Annotated in this window: 19 protein-coding genes; 11 read left to right on the forward strand and 8 right to left on the reverse strand. The window is 72.5% G+C overall.

Annotated elements, in window-relative coordinates:
* Positions 1 to 42: 42 nt before the first annotated feature.
* A complete protein-coding gene (locus tag OO54_RS27570; RefSeq protein ID WP_033207595.1) occupies positions 43 to 918 on the forward strand; it encodes a membrane protein in 876 nt (291 codons plus the stop codon).
* Positions 919 to 978: 60 nt separating this feature from the next.
* Here the strand turns inward: OO54_RS27570 and OO54_RS27575 are convergent, their stop codons facing one another.
* From OO54_RS27575 to OO54_RS27585, 3 genes are read right to left on the reverse strand one after another with little or no spacing between them, the layout of a single operon-like run.
* Positions 979 to 1,389: a RidA family protein gene (locus OO54_RS27575; RefSeq protein ID WP_033207598.1), complete on the reverse strand. Its 411-nt coding sequence runs from the start codon at positions 1,387 to 1,389 to the stop codon at positions 979 to 981.
* Positions 1,386 to 2,159, reverse strand: coding sequence for an IclR family transcriptional regulator (locus OO54_RS27580; RefSeq protein WP_017239833.1), 774 nt, complete (start codon positions 2,157 to 2,159; stop codon positions 1,386 to 1,388). Before OO54_RS27580 ends, OO54_RS27575 begins: the two co-directional genes overlap by 4 nt.
* The gene (locus OO54_RS27585; RefSeq protein ID WP_033207601.1) at positions 2,156 to 3,235 is read right to left on the reverse strand and encodes a sugar kinase; all 1,080 of its coding nucleotides are present in this window, start codon (positions 3,233 to 3,235) and stop codon (positions 2,156 to 2,158) included. Before OO54_RS27585 ends, OO54_RS27580 begins: the two co-directional genes overlap by 4 nt.
* A 121-nt stretch (positions 3,236 to 3,356) precedes the next feature.
* On the opposite strand from OO54_RS27585, the gene OO54_RS27590 reads away from it, so the two are divergent.
* Entirely contained in the window at positions 3,357 to 4,763 is a 1,407-nt protein-coding gene (locus OO54_RS27590; protein WP_234439250.1) for an alanine racemase, read from the forward strand.
* Positions 4,764 to 4,780: 17 nt separating this feature from the next.
* Entirely contained in the window at positions 4,781 to 6,379 is a 1,599-nt protein-coding gene (locus OO54_RS27595; RefSeq protein WP_033207604.1) for an N-acyl-D-amino-acid deacylase family protein, read from the forward strand.
* Between the two features lie 115 nt (positions 6,380 to 6,494).
* Here OO54_RS27595 and OO54_RS27600 read toward each other — a convergent pair whose 3' ends face one another.
* From OO54_RS27600 to OO54_RS27615, 4 genes are read right to left on the reverse strand one after another with little or no spacing between them, the layout of a single operon-like run.
* Complete coding sequence (locus OO54_RS27600; protein ID WP_033207607.1) at positions 6,495 to 6,920, reverse strand: glutaredoxin domain-containing protein; 426 nt, start codon at positions 6,918 to 6,920, stop codon at positions 6,495 to 6,497.
* An 11-nt stretch (positions 6,921 to 6,931) separates the two neighbouring features.
* Entirely contained in the window at positions 6,932 to 8,464 is a 1,533-nt protein-coding gene (mptB, locus tag OO54_RS27605; protein ID WP_051787230.1) for a polyprenol phosphomannose-dependent alpha 1,6 mannosyltransferase MptB, read from the reverse strand.
* An 11-nt stretch (positions 8,465 to 8,475) separates the two neighbouring features.
* Entirely contained in the window at positions 8,476 to 11,076 is a 2,601-nt protein-coding gene (locus tag OO54_RS27610; RefSeq protein WP_324611697.1) for a bifunctional polysaccharide deacetylase/glycosyltransferase family 2 protein, read from the reverse strand.
* Positions 11,073 to 11,540, reverse strand: a complete 468-nt coding sequence (locus OO54_RS27615; protein WP_033207610.1) for a hypothetical protein — start codon at positions 11,538 to 11,540, stop codon at positions 11,073 to 11,075. The genes OO54_RS27610 and OO54_RS27615 overlap by 4 nt, the downstream gene beginning before the upstream one ends.
* 144 nt (positions 11,541 to 11,684) lie before the next feature.
* On the opposite strand from OO54_RS27615, the gene OO54_RS27620 reads away from it, so the two are divergent.
* From OO54_RS27620 to OO54_RS27650, 7 genes are all read left to right on the forward strand, one after another.
* Positions 11,685 to 12,896, forward strand: coding sequence for a pyridoxal phosphate-dependent aminotransferase (locus OO54_RS27620; RefSeq protein ID WP_033207613.1), 1,212 nt, complete (start codon positions 11,685 to 11,687; stop codon positions 12,894 to 12,896).
* A 78-nt stretch (positions 12,897 to 12,974) separates the two neighbouring features.
* Complete coding sequence (locus tag OO54_RS27625) at positions 12,975 to 13,367, forward strand: SCO4983 family protein (protein ID WP_033207616.1); 393 nt, start codon at positions 12,975 to 12,977, stop codon at positions 13,365 to 13,367.
* Between the two features lie 157 nt (positions 13,368 to 13,524).
* Positions 13,525 to 14,658, forward strand: a complete 1,134-nt coding sequence (locus OO54_RS27630) for a hypothetical protein (protein ID WP_200146732.1) — start codon at positions 13,525 to 13,527, stop codon at positions 14,656 to 14,658.
* Positions 14,655 to 15,866: a toxic anion resistance protein gene (locus OO54_RS27635; RefSeq protein ID WP_033207619.1), complete on the forward strand. Its 1,212-nt coding sequence runs from the start codon at positions 14,655 to 14,657 to the stop codon at positions 15,864 to 15,866. The genes OO54_RS27630 and OO54_RS27635 overlap by 4 nt, the downstream gene beginning before the upstream one ends.
* Positions 15,863 to 17,578: a substrate-binding and vWA domain-containing protein gene (locus OO54_RS27640; RefSeq protein ID WP_106970112.1), complete on the forward strand. Its 1,716-nt coding sequence runs from the start codon at positions 15,863 to 15,865 to the stop codon at positions 17,576 to 17,578. Before OO54_RS27635 ends, OO54_RS27640 begins: the two co-directional genes overlap by 4 nt.
* Positions 17,565 to 18,155 carry a hypothetical protein gene (locus OO54_RS27645; protein ID WP_200146731.1) on the forward strand — a complete coding sequence of 197 codons (591 nt, stop codon included), beginning with the start codon at positions 17,565 to 17,567 and terminating at the stop codon, positions 18,153 to 18,155. The genes OO54_RS27640 and OO54_RS27645 overlap by 14 nt, the downstream gene beginning before the upstream one ends.
* A gap of 34 nt (positions 18,156 to 18,189) precedes the next feature.
* Entirely contained in the window at positions 18,190 to 19,131 is a 942-nt protein-coding gene (locus OO54_RS27650) for a poly-gamma-glutamate hydrolase family protein (RefSeq protein WP_033207622.1), read from the forward strand.
* Between the two features lie 133 nt (positions 19,132 to 19,264).
* Here the strand turns inward: OO54_RS27650 and OO54_RS27655 are convergent, their stop codons facing one another.
* Positions 19,265 to 21,088, reverse strand: a complete 1,824-nt coding sequence (locus OO54_RS27655) for a phosphoenolpyruvate carboxykinase (GTP) (protein WP_033207625.1) — start codon at positions 21,086 to 21,088, stop codon at positions 19,265 to 19,267.
* Between the two features lie 197 nt (positions 21,089 to 21,285).
* Between OO54_RS27655 and trhA the strand changes: the two genes are divergently transcribed.
* Positions 21,286 to 21,972, forward strand: coding sequence for a PAQR family membrane homeostasis protein TrhA (gene trhA / locus OO54_RS27660; RefSeq protein WP_033207627.1), 687 nt, complete (start codon positions 21,286 to 21,288; stop codon positions 21,970 to 21,972).
* Position 21,973 lies beyond the last annotated feature (1 nt).

The following is a 21,973-nucleotide window of genomic DNA, read 5'->3' on the forward strand; positions in this document are numbered from 1 at the left end:
GAACCCGAATCGGCGTCCGCCCGGGTGTTGTAGCTTCCGGCCATGGCCAAGAGCAAAGTGATGGAGAACCCGGAGTCGCGCTTCTCCGCGGTACTGGCGAGCGCGGCAAGCCTTCCGGGCGTGCGCATCAACAGGGAGGCGTACCTCCGGAAGGCGTTGGCGCGCTACTGCTCCGAGGAGGACATCCGCCGAGCGGTCGAGGAGAGCCCTGCGGCGGCGGGTATCCCGCTCGAGGTTCTGGACCGGGCGGCCGACGACTCCATCGGCTACGAGACCGCCAAGGCCAGTGCCCTCTCCGCGGCTGCCGGGATACCCGGTTTCATCGCCCTTCCGGCCACCGTGCCCGCCGACATGGCCCAGTACTTCGGTCACATGCTGCGTATCGCGCAGAAGCTCGCCTATCTCTACAGCTGGCCCGATCTCTTCTCGGGCGACGGCGACGGCGTCGACGACGCGACCAAGGGCGTCCTCACGCTCTTCTTCGGCGTGATGTTCGGCACCCAGTCGGCGAACGCCGCCGTGGGGCAGGTCGCATCGATGATGTCGAAGGAGATCGCGAAGAAGCTGCCCCAGAAGGCACTCACCCAGGGCGTCGTCTATCCGATCGTGAAGAAGGTCGCGGGCTACCTCGGCGTTCAGATGACGAAGCAGACCTTCGCGAAGACCGTCTCGAAGGCCATCCCCGTCGTCGGCGCCGTCGTTTCCGGCGGGCTCACCTTCGCGACCTACCGCCCCATGGCGAAGAGGCTGAAGAAGCACCTCGCCGGCTTGGAGCTGACGAACCCGACGCACCGGGCTACACGCGCGGACCACGCGGACCACGCGGACGGAGAAGTCGTGGACGCGGAATTCTTGGACGCGGAATTCGTGGACGTTCACGACTCCCCGACGGACCGCACCGAACCCGCTTCGACCTGACATGCGGGCCGTGCCCCGGAGGGCCGGCCCGCTCCGTCGTGCTCGGGCCCGGGGACCGGCTCAGCCGAGGACGGCGAGGGCGTCGATCTCGATCAGGAGGCCGGCGGGGAGGCCGACGTAGACGGTGGTGCGGGCGGCGGCGGGGGCCTTGAGGTCCTGGTCCTCGAAGTACTGGTTGTAGATCGCGTTCATCTCGGCGAAGTGGTCGACGTCGGTGAGGTAGACGCGCATCATCATGACGTCGTCCCAGGTCGCGCCGCCCTCCTCCAGGATCGCCTTGACGTTGGCGAAGGTCTGGAGGGTCTGCTCGCGGAGGGTGGGGCCGGCGACGGCCGGGCCCTGACCCTCGACGGCGGGGAGGAAGCCGACCTGGCCGGCGACCTGGAGGATGTTGCCCTTCCTGACGCCGTGGGAGAACCTGGCCGGCGGCGCGGTGTGGGTGGCGGGGGTGAGCGCGGTCTTCTCGGTCATGCGGTGGGTTCCTCTGTTTCCTTGGTCGGGGCGGTGCCGGAGTACTCGCGGCTGATGGCGTCCGCGGTGCGGCGCACCTGCGGGAGCAGGGAGAGGAGCTCCTCGGCCGTGACGACCACGTTGGGCGCCGAGACCGACATGGCGGCGACGACCCGGCCGTCGGCGCCGCGGATGGGGGCGCCGACGCAGTTGATGGACTCCTCGTGGCCGCCGAGGTCGGTGGCCCACCCCTGTTCGCGTACGGTCGCCAGCTCCTTGAGGAAGGCGGCGGCGTTCGGGGTCGAACGGGGGGTGTACGGGGGGTAGTCGAGCTTGGCGGCGACGGCGCGGCGCTCGGCCTCGGGCAGGTCGGCGAGGAGCAGCTTGGCGACGGCGGCGACGGTGATCGCGACGGGTCTGCCGATCCGCGAGTACATGCGGACCGGGTAGCGGCTCTCGACCTTGTCGATGTAGAGGACCTCGCCCTCCTCGTACACGGCGAGGTGCACGGTGTGGCCGATGCGCTCGTTGAGGGCGGCGAGGTAGGGGTGGGCGATCTCGCGGATGTCGAGGTTCTCGACGGCCTCCTGGGCGAGGGCGAAGAGGCGGGCGCCGAGGCGGTAGCGCTGGTCCTGCTGCCGGTGGACGAGGCCGTGCTCGTGGAGGGTGCGCAGCAGGCGCAGGGCCGTGGACTTGTGGACGCCGAGCCGCTCGGCGACCTGCCCGAGGTCGGCGGGGCCCTGGGCGAGCAGCGGCAGGATGCTGAGGGCCCGGTCGACGGTCTGGCTCATGGCGTGCGTACCTCCTGGTCGTCCCCCGTCCGGTCGGGGCCCTCCTCGTCGTGGCCCGTCCAGCCGGGGCCGAGGTGAAGTGTCCCCCAGGCGCCGGTGTCGAGCGCGGCCAGCCGGTCCGCGTGGGCGCGGCGGGGCGGGCGGGCCAGGTCGCCGGGGGCGGTGAGGGCGGCGGCGGCCATGAGGTGGCCGTGCCGGAGCCGGGTCCGCATGTCGAGGTCGCGGAGGGTGGCGGAGAGGAATCCGGCGGCGAAGGCGTCGCCGGCGCCGACGGCGGAGACGACGTCGACGCGGGGCGGCCGGACGAGGTGACTCACGCCGTCGGCGTCCTCGATGTCCGCGAAGGACTCGGGGCGGCGGTCGGTGACCTCGGCGCCGCCCTTGCCGAGTTTGAGGACCACGGTCTCGGGGCCGTCGATGAGTTCGGTGACGGCCCGGCTGTCCTTCAGGCCCCACAGTGCCTTCGCCTCGTCCGCCCCGACGAACACCAGGTCGGCGCGGCGGGCGAGTTCGAGGAGCACCTCGGGGGCGCTGCCGTCGCGCCAGAGGCCCGGTCGGTGGTTGACGTCGAAGGAGACGAGCGGGCGGCCGGGGCGGGGGGCGGTGAGGTCGCGGACGAGGTCGAGGCAGTCGGCGGAGAGGGCGGCGGTGATACCGGTGAGGTGGAGGACGCGGGCGCCGGCGACGGAGTCGTACGGGACGGTGGCGGGCGACATGGCGGAGGCGGCCGAGCCCGCGCGGTAGTAGACGACCTCGTGGGCGTCGGTTGCCCGGTCCTCGTCGGTGCGGAAGTAGACGCCGGTGGGGCGGTGCGGGTCGCGGGCGACGGCGGTGACGTCGACGCCGTAGGACCCGATGGTCTCGACGAGGTGGTCGCCGAAGCCGTCGCGGCCGACCCGGCCGATCCACCGGGTGCGGTGACCGGCGGCGGCGAGGGCGCAGGCGACGTTGGATTCGGCGCCGCCGATGGCGCGGGTGAACGAGGGGACGTCGGCGAGGCGGCCCGGCCGGGAGGGCAGAAAGGTGACCATGGACTCGCCGAGGCAGACGACCTCCGGGGGCGCGTGTCCACTCACTCTCGGGCTCCCCGGGTCTCCTACGGGTCCATTGACCCGGCCTTGGCCCGGATGTTAGACAGCAACGAGCAAGATGCGCAATGACTGTTGCAGAGTGCGCAACGCCCACGAGGAGGAGCTCATGTCCGACGCGGTGAACGAGTCGCCCGACGCGGTGAACGACTCGCGCGACGCGCTGTACGGGAACCGGACGTCCGACGCGGTGAACGACGCACGCGACGGTGCGAAGGACGCGCGCGGCCGGGCGGGCGCGAAGCCCGACCTGGCGAGCGAACGCGTCGACGACCGCTTCAAGGGCCTGCCCCCGGACGCCGAGGGCCTGACCGTGGGCGAGCTCGCCGCCCAGCGGCGCGACCTCTTCACCGGCGGCTTCACCACCCCGGTCCTCGCCCTCTCCGCGGAGTCGGTCGAGCACAACCTGCGCCTCCTCGAGGTGTACGCGGAGCGCCACGGCCTCGCCTTCGCACCGCACGGCAAGACGTCCATGGCCCCGCAGCTCTTCGACCGGCAGATGGAGCACGGCGCCTGGGGCATCACCGCCGCCGTGCCCCACCAGGCCCGGGTCTACCGCACCCACGGCGTCTCCCGGATCTTCCTCGCCAACGAGCTCGTGGACGCCGTCGCCCTGCGCTGGCTCGCGGCCGAACTCGACGCCGACCCGGACCTCCGCTTCGTCTGCTACGTCGACTCCGTGCGCGGCGTCGAGCTGATGGACGAGGCGCTGCGCGCGGCCGACGCCGGCCGCCCGGTGGACGTCGTCGTCGAGCTGGGCGCCGGCGAGGGGGCCCGTACCGGCGTCCGCACCGAGGCCGAGTGCGCCGCCGTCGCCGACGCGGTCGCCGCGACCGGCACGCTCCGGCTGGTCGGTGTCGCCGGGTACGAGGGCGAGGTGCCCGACGCCACGCCCGAGCGGGTCGACGCCTGGCTGCGCCGACTGACGTCGCTGGCGGTCGAGTTCGACAAGGCGGGCCGGTTCCGCGGGCCGCAGGGAGCCGTCGAGGAGATCATCGTGAGCGCGGGCGGCAGCGCCTGGTTCGACGCGGTCGCCGAGGTCTTCGCCGAGCTGCCCGAACTGTCGGTCCCCACGCTGAAGTTGCTGCGATCGGGGGCGTACGTCTCGCACGACGACGGCCAGTACCGCAACCTGACCCCGTTCAACCGGGTTCCCGAAGAGGGCGCGCTGCAGCCCGCGTTCAGGCTCTGGTCACAGGTCGTGTCCCGCCCCACCGCCGAACAGGCCTTCACCAACGCGGGCAAGCGCGACGCCGCCCACGACCTGCACCTCCCCGAGGCGCAGGTCGTCCGCGACGCCCGTACGGGCGCGATCCGCGCCGCCGAGGGCGTCACCGTCACCAAGCTCTCCGACCAGCACGCCTGGCTCCACACCGAACCCGGCGCGGACGTGGAGGTCGGCGACTGGGTGGGCATGGGCCTCTCGCACCCCTGCACCTCCTTCGACAAGTGGCAGCTGATCCCGCTCGTCGAGGCAGACGGCACGGTCGTCGACTTCATCCGCACCTACTTCTAGGAGCCGGGAGCCCACCCATGGAACTCGTCATCCGCGACGCGGAGGTCGTCGACGGCAGCGGCGGACCGTCCTACCGGGCCGACGTGGCGATCGACCGCGGCCGGATCGCCGCGATCGTCAAGGAGGGCGCGCAGGCCGGCTGCCAGCGCCCCACCGGCCGCCGCGTCCTGGACGCCGAGGGCCTGGCCCTGTCCCCCGGCTTCGTCGACATGCACGCCCACAGCGACCTCGCGCTGCTCCGGGACCCGGACCACAGCGCGAAGGCCGCGCAGGGCGTGACCCTCGAAGTCCTGGGCCAGGACGGCCTGTCGTACGCCCCGGTCGACGACCGCACGCTCGCGGAGGTACGCCGGGCCATCACCGGCTGGAACGGCGACGGGTCCGACGTCGACCTCGACTGGCGCACGGTCGGCGAGTACCTGGACCGCCTCGACGGCGCCCACGGGGGCCGGGGGATCGCGGTCAACGCCGCCTACCTCGTCCCCCAGGGCACGGTCCGGATGTACGCCATGGGATGGGAGGACCGCCCCGCGACGGAGCCCGAGCTGGACCGGATGCGCCGGCTCGTCGCGGAGGGCCTCGAACAGGGCGCGGTCGGCATGTCCTCCGGCCTCACCTACACCCCCGGCATGTACGCGCCGGACGCCGAACTCACCGAACTGTGCCGGGTCGTGGCCCGGTACGGCGGCTACTACTGCCCCCACCACCGCTCGTACGGCGCCGGTGCGCTGCGCGCGTACCAGGAGATGGTCGCCCTCACCCGCGAGGCCGGCTGCCCGCTCCACCTGGCCCACGCCACCATGAACTTCGGCGTCAACCGGGGTCGGGCCTCCGAGCTCCTCGCCCTCCTCGACGAGGCCCTCGACGCGGGCGCCGACATCAGCCTCGACACCTACCCGTACACCCCCGGCTGCACCACCCTCGTCGCCCTCCTCCCCGGCTGGGCGAGCGAAGGCGGCCCGGAGGCGATCCTCGCGCGGCTCCGCGACGACACGGCGGCCGAACGGATCCGGCGCCACCTGGAGGAGACCGGATCGGACGGCTGCCACGGCGTGCCGGTCGAATGGCACACCGTCGAGATCTCGGGCGTCGCCGACCCCGCCCTGACCGAACACGTCGGCCGCCGCGTCGACGACTGGCCCGCCGCCCGCCGCCTCCTGATCGACGACCGGCTCGGTACCACGATCCTCCAGCACGTCGGCCACGAGGAGAACGTCCGCGCGATCATGCGCCACCGGGTCCACACCGGCGGCTCCGACGGCATCCTCCAGGGCCTCAAGCCCCACCCCCGCGCCTACGGCACCTTCCCCCACTACCTCGGCCGGTACGTACGCGAGCTCGGCGTCCTCTCCCTCGAGGAGTGCGTCGCCCACCTCACCTCCCGCCCCGCCGCCCGCCTCCGCCTCCCCGACCGCGGCCTCGTCCGCGAGCACTACATCGCCGACCTCGTCCTCTTCGACCCCGCCACCGTCGCCGCCGGCTCCACCTACGCCTCCCCCCGCACCCTCCCCACCGGCATCCCCCACGTCCTCATCGACGGCCGCTTCGTCATCGACGACGGCCACCGCACCGACGTCCTGGCGGGCCGCACCATCCGAAGAACCCCCACCCCCTGACCCCCGCCGCGGTCCTGCACCCCACCCCGTCGCGGGCCATCGTTCCGCCGGGGCGGAACGGGTGGGCACAACGGACGGCGCCCCCTGCCGGGCCCAGGCTTCCGCGCCTCGGCCCCTACAGCCGCGCCCGCACCCAAGCGGGATCCGGATTCACATGGGCCCGCCCCGCCACGACCACGGTCGGCACGGTCTCGTCCCCGCCGGTGGCCTCCCGCACCGCCGCCGCCCCCTCCGCGTCCCGCCAGATGTTCACCCAGTGCGCCCGCCGCCCCCGGACCCCGAGCCGGAACCTCAACCGCAGGCAGTACGCACACCCAGGCCGCCAGTAGACGACCGGCGCACCGTCGAGCGCCGCCCGCCGCCCCGCCTCCGCCGCCCCGACCGACCTCGGAAAGACCAGGGGCGAAGTCACGAACGCGAGCGACACGAACAGCACGAGGAAGAGAACGGCTTCGCCAGGGCTGCCCGCGACGACCTCACCCGTCGCGATCAGCCCACCGCAGAGAAGCACCGACACCGGAAGCATCCAGACACGCGTCATGCTGCCGGAGGCTAGCGGGACCGGACGCGCTCCGGGTACGGGTCGCCCGCCGACGGGGCGCCGGCAGGCCACCGGTCCCGCCACGCCCACACGAGGCCCCCCGCCAGCACTCCGACCGCCAGCACGAACCCGTACCAGGGCGTGTGCCCGGACGGCGCCGTCTCGTACACGAGCGCCGCGGAGAGCACGGCGAGGAGCTGCCCGGCCCGGCTGTGCCAGGCGACCGCGGCGACGACGACGGTGCCCCACAGGAGGTACCAGGGCTGGACCATCGGCGAGAGCGCGACGAGGGCGACGAGGGAGAGGCCGAGTCCGAGGACGGGGTCGATCCGGCCGCGCCAGGCCCGCCAGGCGAGCGCCGCGATGATCGCGAGGGCGGCGAGCAGGCCCAGGTTCCGCACGGCGCCCTTGACCGGGTCGGCGTCGTCGGCGAGGAGCGTGCCGAGGGCGAGTCCGAGGTCGCTGGTGAGGGAGAGCGGGGTGTGGATGGCTCCGGCGACGCTCTGGGTCCCGAGCCAGCCGAACCCGGTCCCGGCCGCGAGGGTCGCCCCGGCGGCCACGGCGCCCGCGACGAGCCCGGGCAGCAGCAGCCCCTTCAGCACGCCGCGTACGCCTCCGTCCCGGCGCGCGATCATCACCCCGACGAACAGCAGGGCGAGGGCCGCCGGCGACTTGACCATCATCGCGAGGCCGATCAGGACGCAGCCGGCCACCCACCGCCCCCGTGCGGCGAGCAGCACCCCGCCCAGCATGAGGCCGATCATCAGGCCGTCGTTGTGCATGCCGCCGACGACGTGGACGAGCAGCAGCGGGTTGAGCGCGGCCAGCCACAGCGCCCCGCCCGCACCACCGGACACGCCGGAACCGCCGTCCCGACCGCCGGAACCGCCGTCGCGACCAGCGGAACCGCCGTCCCGACCGCCGGGTCCGTCGGCGCCCCCGGCGGGTCCGCGGACGGCCCGGAGTCCGCGTACGGCCCAGACGATCAGGGCGAGCGCGCCGAGGGCGACGAGCCGCATCCCGAGGACGGCGGGCACGATCGCCCCGCCGGTCAGCTTGACCACGGCTTCGGCAAGGAGGAGGAAGACGGGCCCGTACGGCGCGGGGGTGTCGGTCCAGTTCCCGCCGACGCTGGCCGCCGCGTCCGCGCCGAGGTCGCCCGGGGCGAGGACGGAGGGCCCGGCGCCGTAGACGTCGTGCCCTTCGAGGACCATCCCGCCCTGGGCGATGTAGCTGTACACGTCCGCGCTGTGCACCGGCGGGGCGAGGAGCAGCGGCGCGGTCCAGCAGGCGAGGGTGGCGAGCACCCCGTCCCGCGTGCCGCGGGCGAGCAGGACGCCGTACCGCCACCAGGCGGCGACGAGCAGGGTCAGGCCGAGGTACGCGAGGAGGGCGCCGGCGACGGTGAGCGCGGAGCCGCGCGCCTCCCACAGGGGACCGCCGCCGAGGACCGGAAGGGTGCCGGCCGCGTACCCGCCCACGGCGATCGCGAGCGACCCACCCGCACCCAGCCACCGGCATCCGGAGGCACTGAAGACCCACATGACGTGCCAACCTACCCGGCCGTGGAGCGTCCCACGGCGGCCGTGCGGTCGAGGGTCTCGGTCGCGGTGCCCGTGCGCTGCATCCGGTGCCAGCGGAGCCGGCTTCCGAGGAGCGCGGTGACCACGGACTGGACGACGACCAGGTACATCAGCTGGCGGTAGACGACGATCTGGAGGGGCAGGGTCCAGATCGGCTCGAAGCGCTCGCGGTCCAGGCGGAGCGCGTACACGGCCGTGCCGACCTGTACGGCCGTGAAGCCGAGCCATACGCCCAGGGCCTGGCCGGGGTCCTGGAAGAGCAGTCCGTAGACGGCGAAGACGTCGACCAGCGGGGCGAGCAGTGGCAGCACGGTCTGGAAGAGCAGGAGGTAGAGGAGGCCGCGGCGGCCGAGCTTGCCGGACTGGCCGCCCTCGACGACGGCCCTGCGGTGCTTCCACATCGCCTGGAGGGTGCCGTAGCACCAGCGGTAGCGCTGCTTCCACAGCTGCCGGACCGTGGCGGGGGCCTCGGTCCAGGCGATGGCGGACTCCTCGTAGACGACGCGCCAGCCGGCCCGGCACAGCGCCATCGTGAGGTCGGTGTCCTCGGCGAGGGTGTCCTCGCTGACCCCGCCGACGCCGGCCAGCGCGTCCCTGCGGAAGGCGCCGATGGCACCCGGGACGGTGGGCATGCACTCCAGGACGTCGTACATGCGCCGGTCGAGGTTGAAGCCGATCACGTACTCCAGGTGCTGCCACCGGCCGAGGACGCCCTGCCGGTTGCCGACCTTGGTGTTGCCGCTGACCGCGCCGACGCGGGGGTCGGCGAGCGGCTGGACCAGGCGACGGACGGCGTCCGGCTCGAAGACGGTGTCGCCGTCGATCATCACGATGATGTCGTGGTGGGCCCAGGCGAGGCCGGTGTTGAGTGCGGCGGCCTTGCCGGCGTTGGGCTGGCGCACCACCATCACCCGCGGGTCGTGGATGGACTCGGCGATCTCGAAGGTGCGGTCGGTGGAGCCGTCGTCGATGACGACGACCTGGATCGCCTCGTAGGTGGAGGCGAGCAGGGACCGAACGGTCGCCTCGATCCCGGCCTCCTCGTTGTAGGCGGGGACGAGGATCGACACCGGCTCGGTCACGGGGGGCAGCCGGGGTGCTCCGCGGCGGCGCTTGGACCGGGTGCGGCGGACGTGGACGCGGGCGACCGCGAGGAGCAGGACGAGCCGGACGGCGGTGATGACGCCGGCCACGACGAGCAGCCAGGTCATGGCGTCGGCGAAGGCGCGGGAGCCGTTCTGCGCCTGGACGAACGCAGCGCCCTTCCATTCGGCGAGCGTCGACACGTGGTACGTGGTGCCGGTGAGGCCGAGGGCCTGGCCGACGGAGGTGTGGCGGGTGCTGCCGGGGTGCGCGAGGAGCTTCTCGGTCTCGTCGACGGCCTGCGGGGAGCCGGTCAGCTGGAGGACGGACTTCCCGTCGGCGGCCACGAGGACGTAGCCGGCCTGCCCGAGCCGGCGGCCGGCCTCCCACTGGTCCTCGCAGAACGCGGTGAGCGCGGTGGTGTGGGGCAGCCGCAGCAGTCGGGTGCCGAGGCCGGTGCTCGCGCCGAGCGCGTTCTGGGTGAAGGAGAGCTCCAGGTCGGCGCGGGTGTCGGAGACCTGGGCGAGGTCGACGTCGGTGTAGGTGTGCGAGCCGAGTTCGTGCCCGTCGGCGACGATGCGGCGCACGAGGTCGGGGTGCGCCGCGGCCTCGGAGCCGGTCAGGAAGAACGTCGCCTTCGCGTGCCGGGCGGCCAGCACGTCGAGCAGGCGGGGCGTCCACTCCGGGCTCGGCCCGCCGTCGTAGGTCAGCGCCACCGTGCCGTCGGGCGGGGCCGCACTGCGCACGATCCCGTTCCGGTCCACCTGGACGACGGGGCCCTCGCCCCGGGTCTCGGGCGCCGTCGAGCAGTGCTCCCGCGGCGCGCCGGTCGCGGCTATCTCGTGCCGGCCGTAACCGGCGAAGACGAGCGCGGTGGCGGCGACCAGCAGGATCAGGCACAGCATCGCCCAGTGCGCCCGGGGATCCCGACGCAGCGCGTGCCGAGTCCGGGGCGCACCGGTCGGGGTGGACGGGGTGGGTGCGGCGGGGGCGGGCGCGACGGGGGCGGGCGCGACGGGGACGTCCTGCGGTGCCTGTCCGCCGGTCACCGGTCGCGGGGTGTACGGGGCGTACGGGGTGTCGTGCGGGGGGTACGGCTCCGGGGCCGCGAACGGGTCGCTCTGCTCGTACGCGTGCGGGTACGAGTACGGCTGCGGGTGGGCCGCGCCGGGCCGGGCCGGACCCTCGTGCTGGTAGTCGTCGCCGTACCCGGACCCGTATCCCTGCCCGCCGTCCTGAGGTCCCGGATGCGCCGGGTTCCCGTATCCGTGGCCGCCGTGTCCGGCCCCGTGGTGCAGGTGGTCGTCGTGCCCGTGGCCGCCGTGTCCGTAGCCGTCGGTTCGGTAGCCGTCGTGCCCGTGGCCGCCGTGTCCGTAGCCGTCGGTTCGGTAGCCGTCGTGCCCGTGGTCGCCGTGTCCGTAGCCGTCGGTTCGGTGGCCGTCGTGCCCGTGGTCGCCGTGTCCGTAGCCGTCGGGTCCGCCGCCGGTCACTTGGGTCGCTTCGTGGCCCCGGGCGCCTCGTCGGCCTTGCCGGGGCCGTCGCCGGTGTCGGAGCCGCCCGTGCCGCCGCCGGGGGCGGCCGTCGGGGCGGGGGGCGCCGTGGTCCCGGCGGTGCCGCCCGTGGGCGTCGGGGACGGGGTCGTGGCGGCCGAGGGCGTCGCCGTGGCGGAGGCGTCGGAGGTCCGGGGGGCGGCGCTCGGGGTGGCCGTGCGCTGCGGGGCGCCGTCGGAGTCGCCGGACTGGGTGGCGTCCGGCTGGATGAGGGCGGGGGCGTCCCGCTGCTCGTCGTCCGCCCAGGGCAGCGGTCCTCCCGCGGGTCCGGCGCCGAAGGATCCGGCGACGACGACGGCGAGGAAGCCGAGGCACGCGACGCCCACCCCGGCCGCCGCCCACCGCACCGTGCGGCCGCGTCGCCCCGAGGCGTCGACGAAGACGCTGTTGTCCTGGTGGCTCATGTGCGCGCATTGTAGGGAGCACGACACCACAGTGCGAGTCCACACACATTTCGGACAAGCTTCGGGTCTCGTGGCGACACGTCGGACGTCCGACGTGTCCCAAAACACGAGGCGTTCCGGCCGCCCCCGCCGTAGGCTCTCGTCATGCAGGTGATCCAGTCCACGAAGCTCGCCAACGTCTGTTACGAAATCCGGGGTCCGGTGCTCGAAGAGGCGATGCGGCTTGAGGCCGCGGGTCATCGCATCCTCAAGCTCAACACGGGCAACCCGGCCGCCTTCGGCTTCGAGTGTCCGCCCGCCATCCTCGAGGACGTGCTCCGCAACCTCTCCGAGGCGCACGGCTACGGCGACGCGAAGGGGCTGCTCTCGGCCCGCCGGGCGGTGATGAGCCACTACGAGACCAAGGGCATCCCGCTCTCCGTCGAGGACATCTACCTGGGCAACGGCGTCTCCGAGCTGATCCAGATGGCGATGCAGGCGCTGCTCGACGACGGCGACGAGGTCCTCGTCCCGGCCCCGGACTATCCGCTGTGGACGGCGTCGGTGTCGCTGGCGGGCGGTACGGCCGTGCACTACCGCTGCGACGAGCAGGCGGACTGGATGCCGGACCTGGCGGACATCGAGCGGAAGATCACCGACCGCACCAAGGCGATCGTGATCATCAACCCGAACAACCCCACGGGCGCCGTCTACGACGACGAGATGCTGCGCGGCCTGACGGAGATCGCCCGGCGGCACGACCTGGTCGTCTGCTCGGACGAGATCTACGACAAGATCCTCTACGACGGCACGACGCACACCCCGACCGCCGCGATCGCCCCCGACCTCCTCTGCCTCACGTTCAACGGGATGAGCAAGAACTACCGGGTGGCGGGCTTCCGCTCCGGCTGGCTCGCGGTCTGCGGCCCGAAGCACCACGCGTCCTCGTACATCGAGGGGCTCACGATCCTCGCCAACATGCGCCTCTGCGCGAACATGCCGGCGCAGCACGCGGTGGCCGCCGCGCTCCAGGGCCGGCAGTCGATCGAGGACCTGGTGCTGCCGGGCGGGCGGCTCCTGGAGCAGCGGGACACGGCGTACGAGCTGCTGACGCAGATCCCGGGCGTGACGTGCGTGAAGCCGAAGGGCGCGCTGTACCTCTTCCCGCGTCTGGACCCGAACGTCTACAAGATCAAGGACGACCGGCAGATGGTCCTGGACCTGCTCCGGGCCGAGAAGATCATGGTGGTGCACGGGACGGGCTTCAACTGGCACGAGCCCGACCACTTCCGGATCGTCACGCTGCCGGCGGCGGCCGACCTGGCGGACGCGGTGACGCGGATCGGGCGGTTCCTGGACGGTTACAGCCAGCCGTAGCGACCACAACCCGGACAGCACTCAACTTTAGACCGAATCTAAGCTAGGATGGCTCCAGAGCAATCAGGAGGCCATCCCATGTACGAACCGATCCGCACCAAGTCGGTCCACCGGATGGCCGACGATGACCGACACGCGTACCCGCACCGCTCCCGCGAGGAAGAGCTGGACATCCAGCTCGCCGGACACCTCGCCGCCCTGCTCGCCGTCACCGACGAGCTCGGCGACACGGAGGCAGGCGAGCTCATCGCCCGGCAGGTGGCGCGGCTACGCGGCGCACCGCCCGCGCGGCACGCGGGCCTGAGCGGCTCGTCCGCGCAGGACCTGCACCGCAGGGCACACGCCCTCGCGGGGCGCGCACTGGTCGTCGCCGCCTCCCGGGCCGACACGGCCGCCGCGATCCTCGCCGCCGGGCGCATGGACGCGCACACCGCGGCGCTGACCGGGGAGACCCTGGTCGGCGCCCCCTGACGGCCCCGGTCCGCGCGGCACGAACCGCGCGGACCGGGCGCCACCCAACCGACGGGCCACTCGCCGCCACCGGAACCCCCGGGATACGGCACCCCCCGCTCCGGTTCGGTACCGGGATCGGCACTTCACCTGCCGTACACCCGACTCCCCCTGGAATGTGGGTTTCCGCGAGCACGCTGCCCGCGTGAGACGCATCCTGGGAATCGTCCTGGCCGTCCTGCTCCTGGGCGGCGTGGCCGCCGTCCTCGTGGCGGGCGGCGACAAGGACAAGGGCACGGCAACGAAGACCGTGCGAGGAGTCATCGGGTCGGAGAAGGCGGAGTTCTTCGCCGACCCTCAGGTGGTGAAGGCCCTGGCCGACAAGGGCTTCACCGTGGGCATCGAGACCTCCGGGTCCTGGGACATGGAGGAACTGCCCCTCGACGGTTACGACTTCGCCTTCCCGTCCTCCAAGGGGCCGGCCGACGAGCTCCGCGCGAAGGCGCAGAAGGCGAAGGGCAAGGCGACGACGGCCCCGCTGCGGCCCTTCTACTCGCCGCTGGTCGTCGTCGCGCACAGCGCCGCCGCCCGGGTCCTCGCCGACAACGGCCTGGCGACCCTCGGCCCGCGCGGGACGAGCGGCTCCCTGAAGATGGACGCCTACCTGGCCGCGGCCCGCGCCGACCGGACCTGGCAGCAGCTCAAGGGCTCCTCCGGACACGCCGAGCTGAGCGGCACCCTCTTCATCACCTCCACCGACCCGGTCGCCTCCAACTCCGGCGCCCTCTACCTCGCCGCCGCGAGCTACGTCGCCGACGGCGGACGGGTCGCGGGCGACAAGGCCGCCGTCACCCGCACCGCGCCCCTGCTGCAGAAGCTGGTCCGGGTGCAGGGCGCCCAGCAGTCCGGATCGGACGCCCCCTTCCGGGACTTCATCAGCGGCGTCGGCAACCCGCTCGTCCTCGTGTACGAGTCCCAGGTCGCCGCCCAACTGCTCGCCGGCCACCCCATGGGCGACCTCGTCGTCCTGTACCCGGACACCACGGTGAACAGCGACCACACGCTCGTACCGCTCACCGAGAACGGCCGGGCGCTCGGTGAACTCCTCTCGACCGACCCCGAGTTGCGCAAGCTCGCGGTCCGCCACGGCTTCCGGCCGCAGGGCGCGGCGAGCGAGTTCACCACCGCCACGAACAGCCACACCGCCTACCTCAACCAGACATTGAGCGGAGTCCGCCAGGCGCCCGTGCCCACCAGCGCGGTGCTGCACGAGATGGCGCTGCGGGCCCGCGACCAGGGGGACACCGCATGACCACGCCCGACGATCCGAGAAGAACGATGGCCCTGACCCCGCCCGAGCAGGACGCCCCGCTCGTCCTCACTCCGCCCGAGCCCGTCCCGGTCGTCCGCGCCGAGCAGGCCTCCGGCCTCGTACCGCTCGACGACTCCGTCCGCGCGGAGATGTCCCGCCGGGCCGTCGAGTACGTCGGCTCGCTGTCCGGACTCGACCCGCGCTCCCCCGAGTTCGCGGGCCGCATCGGCGAGATCGCGGCGCTCGGCGCGGGCGAGATGCGCTCCGCCGCCCAGCAGTCGAACCGGATGCTCGACCGCACGGTCCGCTCGCTCGGCCAGGGCGGCGGGGACGCGCAGGCCCGGGTGGGCGGCTCGCTCGTCGAACTGCGGCGCACGGTCGAGGACCTGGACCCCCGGGACACCCCCGGCAAGGGCGCCCGCCGCCTCCTCGCCAAGCTGCCCGGCGGCAACAGGTTCCGCGACCACGTCGCCAAGTACGCCTCCTCGCAGGCCACCCTGAACCGGATCGTCGGCTCGCTGCGGAGCGGCCAGGACGAACTGCGGCGCGACAACGCCGCGTTGCAGACCGAGCGGGGCCGGCTGTGGGAGACCATGGGCAAGCTCCAGGAGTACGCGGTGCTCACCGAGGCCCTCGACGGGGCCGTCGAGGAGCGCATCGCGCTCACCCCGGACCCGGCCCAGGCGGACGCGCTCCGCGCCGACGTCCTGTTCCCCGTCCGGCAGAAGCACCAGGACCTGCTCACCCAACTCGCCGTCTGCGCCCAGGGGTACCTGGCGATGGACGTGGTCCGCCGCAACAACGACGAGCTGATCAAGGGCGTGGACCGGGCGGCGACGACGACCCTTTCGGCCCTGCGGATCGCGGTGATGCTCGCCTCCGCGCTGGAGAACCAGCGGAAGGTCACCGAGCAGGTGAACGTGCTGCGCTCGACGACCGAGGACCTGATCCGGGGCAACGCCGAGATGCTGGCGACCCAGGCCGGCGAGATCCAGCGGATCGCGGCCGACCCCGCGGTGGGCGCGGAGACGCTCCGCACCGCGTTCCAGCAGATCTACCGGACGCTCGACGCCATCGACACGTACAAGGTCCAGGCCACCGAGTCCATGGCGGCGACCGTCGAGTCCCTGACCGGCGAGCTCCAGGAGGCGAGCGCCCACTTGGCCCGCAGCCGCCGCACCGGCTCCCTCGAAGGCGGCCTCGGATGAACCGCGCCGCCACCCGGCCCGCCGACCCGCGCACCGCCCCTCGCACCACTCCCGGGGCGGCCCGTCGCGTCACCGCGCGGATGCGCCGCACCGCCGCCGGCACCGTCGCCCGCCTCGCGGGCGGCCGGGGCCGCTCCGGCGCCTCGCGCGCCGCCCGCGGCGCGACCGCCGCCCTCGCCCTCGCGCTCCTCGCCGGCGCCTGCTCAGGCGTCGACGGGACCGACCGCCCCGACGAGCACGGCATGGAGTTCGTCCCCGGCACCCTCCGGGTCCTCGCCTCGTCCGAACTGGCCGACATGGAGCCCGTCCTGGACACGGCCCGCCGGGAGACCGGCGTCACCGTCCGCCTCACCTACACGGGCACGCTCGACGCCGTCGAGCGGATCGCCTCCGGCGAGGCCGACAAGGGGTACGACGCGATCTGGCTGTCCTCCAACGACTACCTGCGGCTGCGCCCCGACACCGCGAAGAAGATCACCGGCGAGACGCCGATCATGACGTCCCCGGTGGCCCTCGGCGTGCGGCCCGCGACCGTCGCCCGGCTCGGCTGGGACCCGGCGAAGGTGACCTGGTCACAGCTGCACCGGGCGGTCGCCGACGGCAGGCTGACGTACGGCATGACCGACCCGAAGCGCTCCAACTCCGGTTTCTCCGCGCTCGTCTCGGTCTCCTCCGGCCTCTCCGGAGCGCAGTCCGCGCTCACCCAGGCGGACGTCCACCGGGCCACTCCGAAACTCAAGGAGTTCTTCACCGGCCAGAAGCTGACCTCGGGTTCCTCCGGCTGGCTGGCCACCGCCTACGGCCGCCGCTCCGACGTCGACGCGCTCGTCAACTACGAGTCGGTGCTCCTGTCCTCGTTCCCGTCCGAGCGGCTGACCGTGATCCGTCCGACCGACGGGGTCGTCACCGCGGACTACCCGTTCACGCTCCTCGCCTCGGCCCGCCCCGAGGCGAAGGACGCGGCACGGCGCCTCACGAACTACCTCCGCACCCCGGCCGCGCAGGACCGGATCACCAAGTCGACCCTGCGCCGCCCGGTGGTCGCCGGGGTCCGGCCGGCGGCGGCACTCGCCCAGGACCAGCGGCGCGAGCTGCCGTTCCCCGGCAGCCGGGCCGTCGCCGACGGCCTGCTCGACGCCTACGACAACACCCTCCGCAGGCCCTCCCGCACGGTGTACGTGCTCGACACCTCGGGCTCCATGAGCGGCGACCGGCTCGACCGCCTGAAGTCCGCGCTCGCCGAGCTGACCGGCGACTTCCGGGACCGGGAGGAGGTCACCCTGATGCCCTTCGGATCCGCCGTGAAGCAGAACGAGGTCCGTACGCACACGGTCGACCCGGACTCGCCGAAGGCCGCGCTCGACGCCATCAGGTCCGACGCCCGAGGCCTCACGGCCTCCGGCGGCACCGCGATCTACTCCAGCCTCCAGGAGGCCTACCGCTTCCTCGGCAGGGCCCCGGGCGACACGTTCACCTCCGTCGTCCTGATGACCGACGGCGAGAACACCGACGGCGACCCCGCCTCCGCCTTCGACGCCTTCTACCGCTCCCTCCCGGCCGAGCAGCGGCGCACCCCGGTCTTCCCGATCCTCTTCGGCGACTCCGACCGCGGCGAGCTCGACCACATCGCGAACCTGACCGGCGGACAGCTCTTCGACGCCACCAAGGGCTCGCTGGACGGCGCCTTCGAGGAGATCCGTGGCTACCAGTAACCGCCTCCTGCGGTACGCCGAGTCCCGCAAGAACCTCACGGGCTGCGCCTGCGGCCTCGCCGGCCTCGCCCTCGCCCTCACGGGCGCGGCGGGCCCGCTGTGGCCGGTCGTGGTCGCCGCCCTCTACGCCGCGGGCGCGCTGATCGCCCCGCCCGAGCGCCCCGACACCCCGCGGTTCCCGGGTCCGGGCGAGCAACTCGACGCCCTGCGGGCCGACTTCGCGGCCCTCCGCGCGTACCTCACCGAGGCGGAGTTGCCGGCGTCCGTCCGTGAGCGGGTGACCGCGCTCGACACCCTGGTAGAGGCCCTGCTCGAACCGGGCTGGGTGAGCGATCCGGAGCATCTGCACGTGCTCGCCCGCGCGGTGCGGCAGGACATCCCGGAGGCCGTCGACACCTTCGTGCGGACCCGGTGGTGGTCGCGGTTCACCCCGGGTGCCGAGCCGCCGGAGGCCCACCTCGAACGCCAGGTGGCGGCGCTCCACGAGGAGGCGGCGGCGATCGCCGCCGCCCTGCGCGAGGCGGAGGCGGTCCGCCAGGAGAGCCACACCCGCTATGTGGAGGAACGAGGTGGGTAGTGTCCGCAGTTGGGGTGCGAACTATGTTTCGATCATGACATTCTCGAAGCACGACGCGTCCCGCCGCACGGTCCTCACCGCCCTGGCTGCGGCCGCGACGGTGGGCGCCCCGCTCCTCGGCCAGCTCGCCGCCGCCTCCCCGGCTCTCGCCACGGGGGAGAACGACGTGTACGACGACAACATCGACCTGTACACGAGCACCGACAACCCCGTCACGGAGGGCGTCGACTACGGCCGCCGCTACCGGCGCCACGACCAGTCGGACGGCTATCTGTCCAAGTGGGGCAAGTACACGGCGAGAACGGCGGTCATGGCCATCCACGGCGGCCAGATCGAACGGGGCACCTCCGAGCTCTGCCTGGCGATCGCGGGATACGACCCCTCGGACGTGACGGACCCGCTCAAGCCGCCGCTGCTTCCCACGGTCCACGACTACTGGATGTTCGAGGGGATGCGCTCGGAGAACAACCGCCAGCTGCACGTCACCTCGGTGAACTGCAACGACCACGTCGCGAACGTGCTCGCCACGACTCACTTCAACGTGCTGAGCCTGCACGGCTGCCAGTACGACCAGCTGAAGATCCCCGCCACCATGATCTGGCCCCAGCAGGTCGACCCGAAGCTGGTCGTCGTGGGCGGCCTCAACGACGTCTTCCGGGCGGCGCTGGTGTACGAGCTGAACACCGCCGGGTTCCCGGCGATCGATGCCCTGTCGGACAAGTGGAAGTTCCTGATGCAGGACTACGCCGGGGCGATCGACACGAACATCTGCAACAGGACGCTCCTCGGCAAGGGCGCCCAGCTGGAGATCACCGAGGACATGCGGGTGTCCCTCTTCGGCACCGACGAGGCGAACTACAAGACGAGGAGCGGCCGCATCGCGAACTGGAACAACGCCCGCTTCCTCGGCTTCCGTGACGCCTGCCGCCGGGCGATCGCCACCGTCGAGTCCGGGAGCGACCAGCGGATCCTGTGACGTCCGGCCCCGGACATGCGCCGGCCCCCGGAGCCTGAGGGGGCTCCGGGGGCCGGTTGCGTCGTGGTGGGCCGTCGTGACCCCACTGGTCAGGGCGGTGTTTCGGGGCAACCCACCACGAGTTTCAGGGGGACTAGCCGAGGCGCTCCACGAGCGCGTTGTACTGGTCCCACAGCTCCTTCGGCGTGTGGTCGCCGAAGGTGTTCAGGTGGTCGGGGACGAGGGCGGCCTCTTCGCGCCACACGTCACGGTCGACCTTGAGGAGGAACTCGAGGTCCTCGGCCGGCAGGTCCAGGCCCTCGGTGTCCAGGGACTCCGGGGTCGGCAGGATGCCGATCGGGGTCTCGACGCCCTCGGCCCGGCCGTCGAGGCGCTCGACGATCCACTTCAGGACACGGCTGTTCTCGCCGAATCCGGGCCACACGAACTTGCCCGCGTCGTTCTTGCGGAACCAGTTCACGTAGTAGATCTTCGGCAGCTTCGCGGCGTCCGCGTCGGCGCCGACCTTGACCCAGTGGGCCATGTAGTCGCCCATGTTGTAGCCGCAGAACGGCAGCATGGCGAAGGGGTCGCGGCGCAGCTCGCCGACCTTGCCCTCGGCGGCGGCGGTCTTCTCGGAGGCGACGTTCGCGCCGAGGAAGACGCCGTGGTTCCAGTCGAAGGACTCGGTGACCAGCGGGACGGCGGAGGCGCGGCGGCCGCCGAAGAGGATCGCGGAGATCGGGACGCCGTTGGTGTCCTCCCACTCCGGGGCGATCGTCGGGCACTGCGCGGCCGGCACGGTGAAGCGGGCGTTGGGGTGGGCGGCCGGGGTCTCGGACTCCGGCGTCCAGTCGTTGCCCTTCCAGTCGACGAGGTGCTTGGGCTGCTCCTCGGTCATGCCCTCCCACCACACGTCGCCGTCGTCGGTGAGCGCGACGTTGGTGAAGACCGAGTTGCCCCAGAGGGTCTTCATGGCGTTGGCGTTGGTGTGCTCGCCGGTGCCGGGCGCGACGCCGAAGAAGCCGGCCTCGGGGTTGATCGCGTAGAGGCGGCCATCCTCGCCGAAGCGCATCCAGGCGATGTCGTCGCCGATGGTCTCGACGGTCCAGCCGGAGATCGTGGGCTCCAGCATGGCCAGGTTGGTCTTGCCGCAGGCGGACGGGAACGCGGCGGCGACGTACTTGGCCTCGCCCTGCGGCGGGGTCAGCTTGAGGATCAGCATGTGCTCGGCGAGCCAGCCCTCGTCGCGCGCCATGACGGAGGCGATGCGGAGCGCGTAGCACTTCTTGCCGAGCAGGGCGTTGCCGCCGTAGCCGGAGCCGTACGACCAGATCTCGCGGGTCTCGGGGAAGTGCGAGATGTACTTGGTGGAGTTGCAGGGCCACGGCACGTCCTCCTGGCCCTCCTCCAGGGGGGCGCCGAGGGTGTGGACGGCCTTCACGAAGAAGCCGTCGGTGCCGAGCTCGTCGAGGACGGCCTGGCCCATGCGGGTCATGGTGCGCATGGAGACGGCGACGTACGCGGAGTCGGTGATCTCGACGCCGATGGCGGAGAGCGGGGAGCCGACCGGGCCCATGCAGAAGGGCACGACGTACATGGTGCGACCGCGCATGGAGCCGCGGAAGATGCCCTCGGAGCCCGCGAAGAGCTCCTTCATCTCGGCCGGGGCCTTCCAGTGGTTGGTCGGGCCCGCGTCCTCCTCCTTCTCGGAGCAGATGAAGGTCCGGTCCTCGACGCGCGCGACGTCCGTCGGGTCGGAGGCGGCGTAGTACGAGTTCGGGCGCTTGACCGGGTCGAGCTTCGTGAAGGTCCCCTTGGCGACGAGCTCCTCGCAGAGGCGCTCGTACTCGGCCTCGGACCCGTCGCACCAGACGATGTTGTCGGGCTGGGTGATCTCGGCGATCTCGTTCACCCAGGAGACGAGCTCCTGGTGCTGGGTGGGGACGGTGGTGGGAGCCGCGTTGTCGCGCGCCACGATTGCTCCTTGTTGAGGGGTTTTTTAGATGTATGCCCCGTGGGGGCCGCGACCCGGATGCTTCGTAGCTGCTCATCCGGTGCCGACCGCACTCATTTGATCATCCGATGGATCCGCCCATATGTCCAGGGGGGTGCACACGTGAGCATCGCCACTCGCATTCGCGACCTACGGGGGCGTAGGTACGATTCCGTTCCATGACTGCAGCCACGCCGGAAGTGACCACGATCGAGCGACCGCAGTCGCTCCCGACGAAGCCCCGACTCAGAGGCTGGCTGCACGCGGGCATGTTCCCCGCCGTGATCGTCGCGGGCCTCGCCCTCGTCGCCCTGTCCGACTCGCCGCGCGCCCGCATCGCCTGCGGGGTCTACGTCCTCACCGCATGCCTGCTCTTCGGCGTCAGCGCGCTCTACCACCGCGGCGAATGGGGTCCGCGGGGGGAGGCCGTGCTCCGGCGCCTCGACCACGCCAACATCTTCCTGATCATCGCGGGCACCTACACCCCGCTCACCCTGCTGCTGCTCCCCGACTCCACGGCGAAGCCGCTCATGTGGGCGGTCTGGGTGGCCGCCGCGGCCGGCATCGCCTTCCGCGTCTTCTGGGTCGGCGCCCCCCGCTGGCTGTACACGCCCTGCTACATCGCGATGGGCTGGGCCGCGGTCTTCTTCCTGCCGGACTTCATGCGCGCGGGCGGCATCGCCGTCCTCGTCCTCGTCATCGTCGGCGGTCTGCTCTACAGCGCGGGCGGCGTCATCTACGGCATGAAGCGCCCGAACCCCTCCCCGCGCTGGTTCGGCTTCCACGAGGTCTTCCACTCGCTGACCCTCGCGGCCTTCATCGTGCACTACGTCGGCATCTCCCTGGTCGCCTACCAGCACTCCTGAC

This window comes from Streptomyces wedmorensis (genome assembly GCF_000716445.1).
Classification (GTDB): domain Bacteria; phylum Actinomycetota; class Actinomycetes; order Streptomycetales; family Streptomycetaceae; genus Streptomyces; species Streptomyces wedmorensis.

Excerpts from the sequence above, each read along its gene's own strand:
- OO54_RS27570 (WP_033207595.1), top strand. The coding sequence starts at position 43 with ATGGCCAAGAGCAAAGTGATGGAGAACCCGGAGTCGCGCTTCTCCGCG.
- OO54_RS27595 (WP_033207604.1), top strand. The coding sequence starts at position 4,781 with ATGGAACTCGTCATCCGCGACGCGGAGGTCGTCGACGGCAGCGGCGGA.
- OO54_RS27640 (WP_106970112.1), top strand. The coding sequence starts at position 15,863 with ATGAACCGCGCCGCCACCCGGCCCGCCGACCCGCGCACCGCCCCTCGC.
- OO54_RS27615 (WP_033207610.1), bottom strand. The coding sequence starts at position 11,540 with ATGAGCCACCAGGACAACAGCGTCTTCGTCGACGCCTCGGGGCGACGC.
- OO54_RS27575 (WP_033207598.1), bottom strand. The coding sequence starts at position 1,389 with ATGACCGAGAAGACCGCGCTCACCCCCGCCACCCACACCGCGCCGCCG.
- trhA (WP_033207627.1), top strand. The coding sequence starts at position 21,286 with ATGACTGCAGCCACGCCGGAAGTGACCACGATCGAGCGACCGCAGTCG.
- OO54_RS27635 (WP_033207619.1), top strand. The coding sequence starts at position 14,655 with ATGACCACGCCCGACGATCCGAGAAGAACGATGGCCCTGACCCCGCCC.
- OO54_RS27625 (WP_033207616.1), top strand. The coding sequence starts at position 12,975 with ATGTACGAACCGATCCGCACCAAGTCGGTCCACCGGATGGCCGACGAT.
- mptB (WP_051787230.1), bottom strand. The coding sequence starts at position 8,464 with ATGTGGGTCTTCAGTGCCTCCGGATGCCGGTGGCTGGGTGCGGGTGGG.
- OO54_RS27620 (WP_033207613.1), top strand. The coding sequence starts at position 11,685 with ATGCAGGTGATCCAGTCCACGAAGCTCGCCAACGTCTGTTACGAAATC.
- OO54_RS27650 (WP_033207622.1), top strand. The coding sequence starts at position 18,190 with ATGACATTCTCGAAGCACGACGCGTCCCGCCGCACGGTCCTCACCGCC.
- OO54_RS27600 (WP_033207607.1), bottom strand. The coding sequence starts at position 6,920 with ATGACGCGTGTCTGGATGCTTCCGGTGTCGGTGCTTCTCTGCGGTGGG.
- OO54_RS27590 (WP_234439250.1), top strand. The coding sequence starts at position 3,357 with ATGTCCGACGCGGTGAACGAGTCGCCCGACGCGGTGAACGACTCGCGC.
- OO54_RS27580 (WP_017239833.1), bottom strand. The coding sequence starts at position 2,159 with ATGAGCCAGACCGTCGACCGGGCCCTCAGCATCCTGCCGCTGCTCGCC.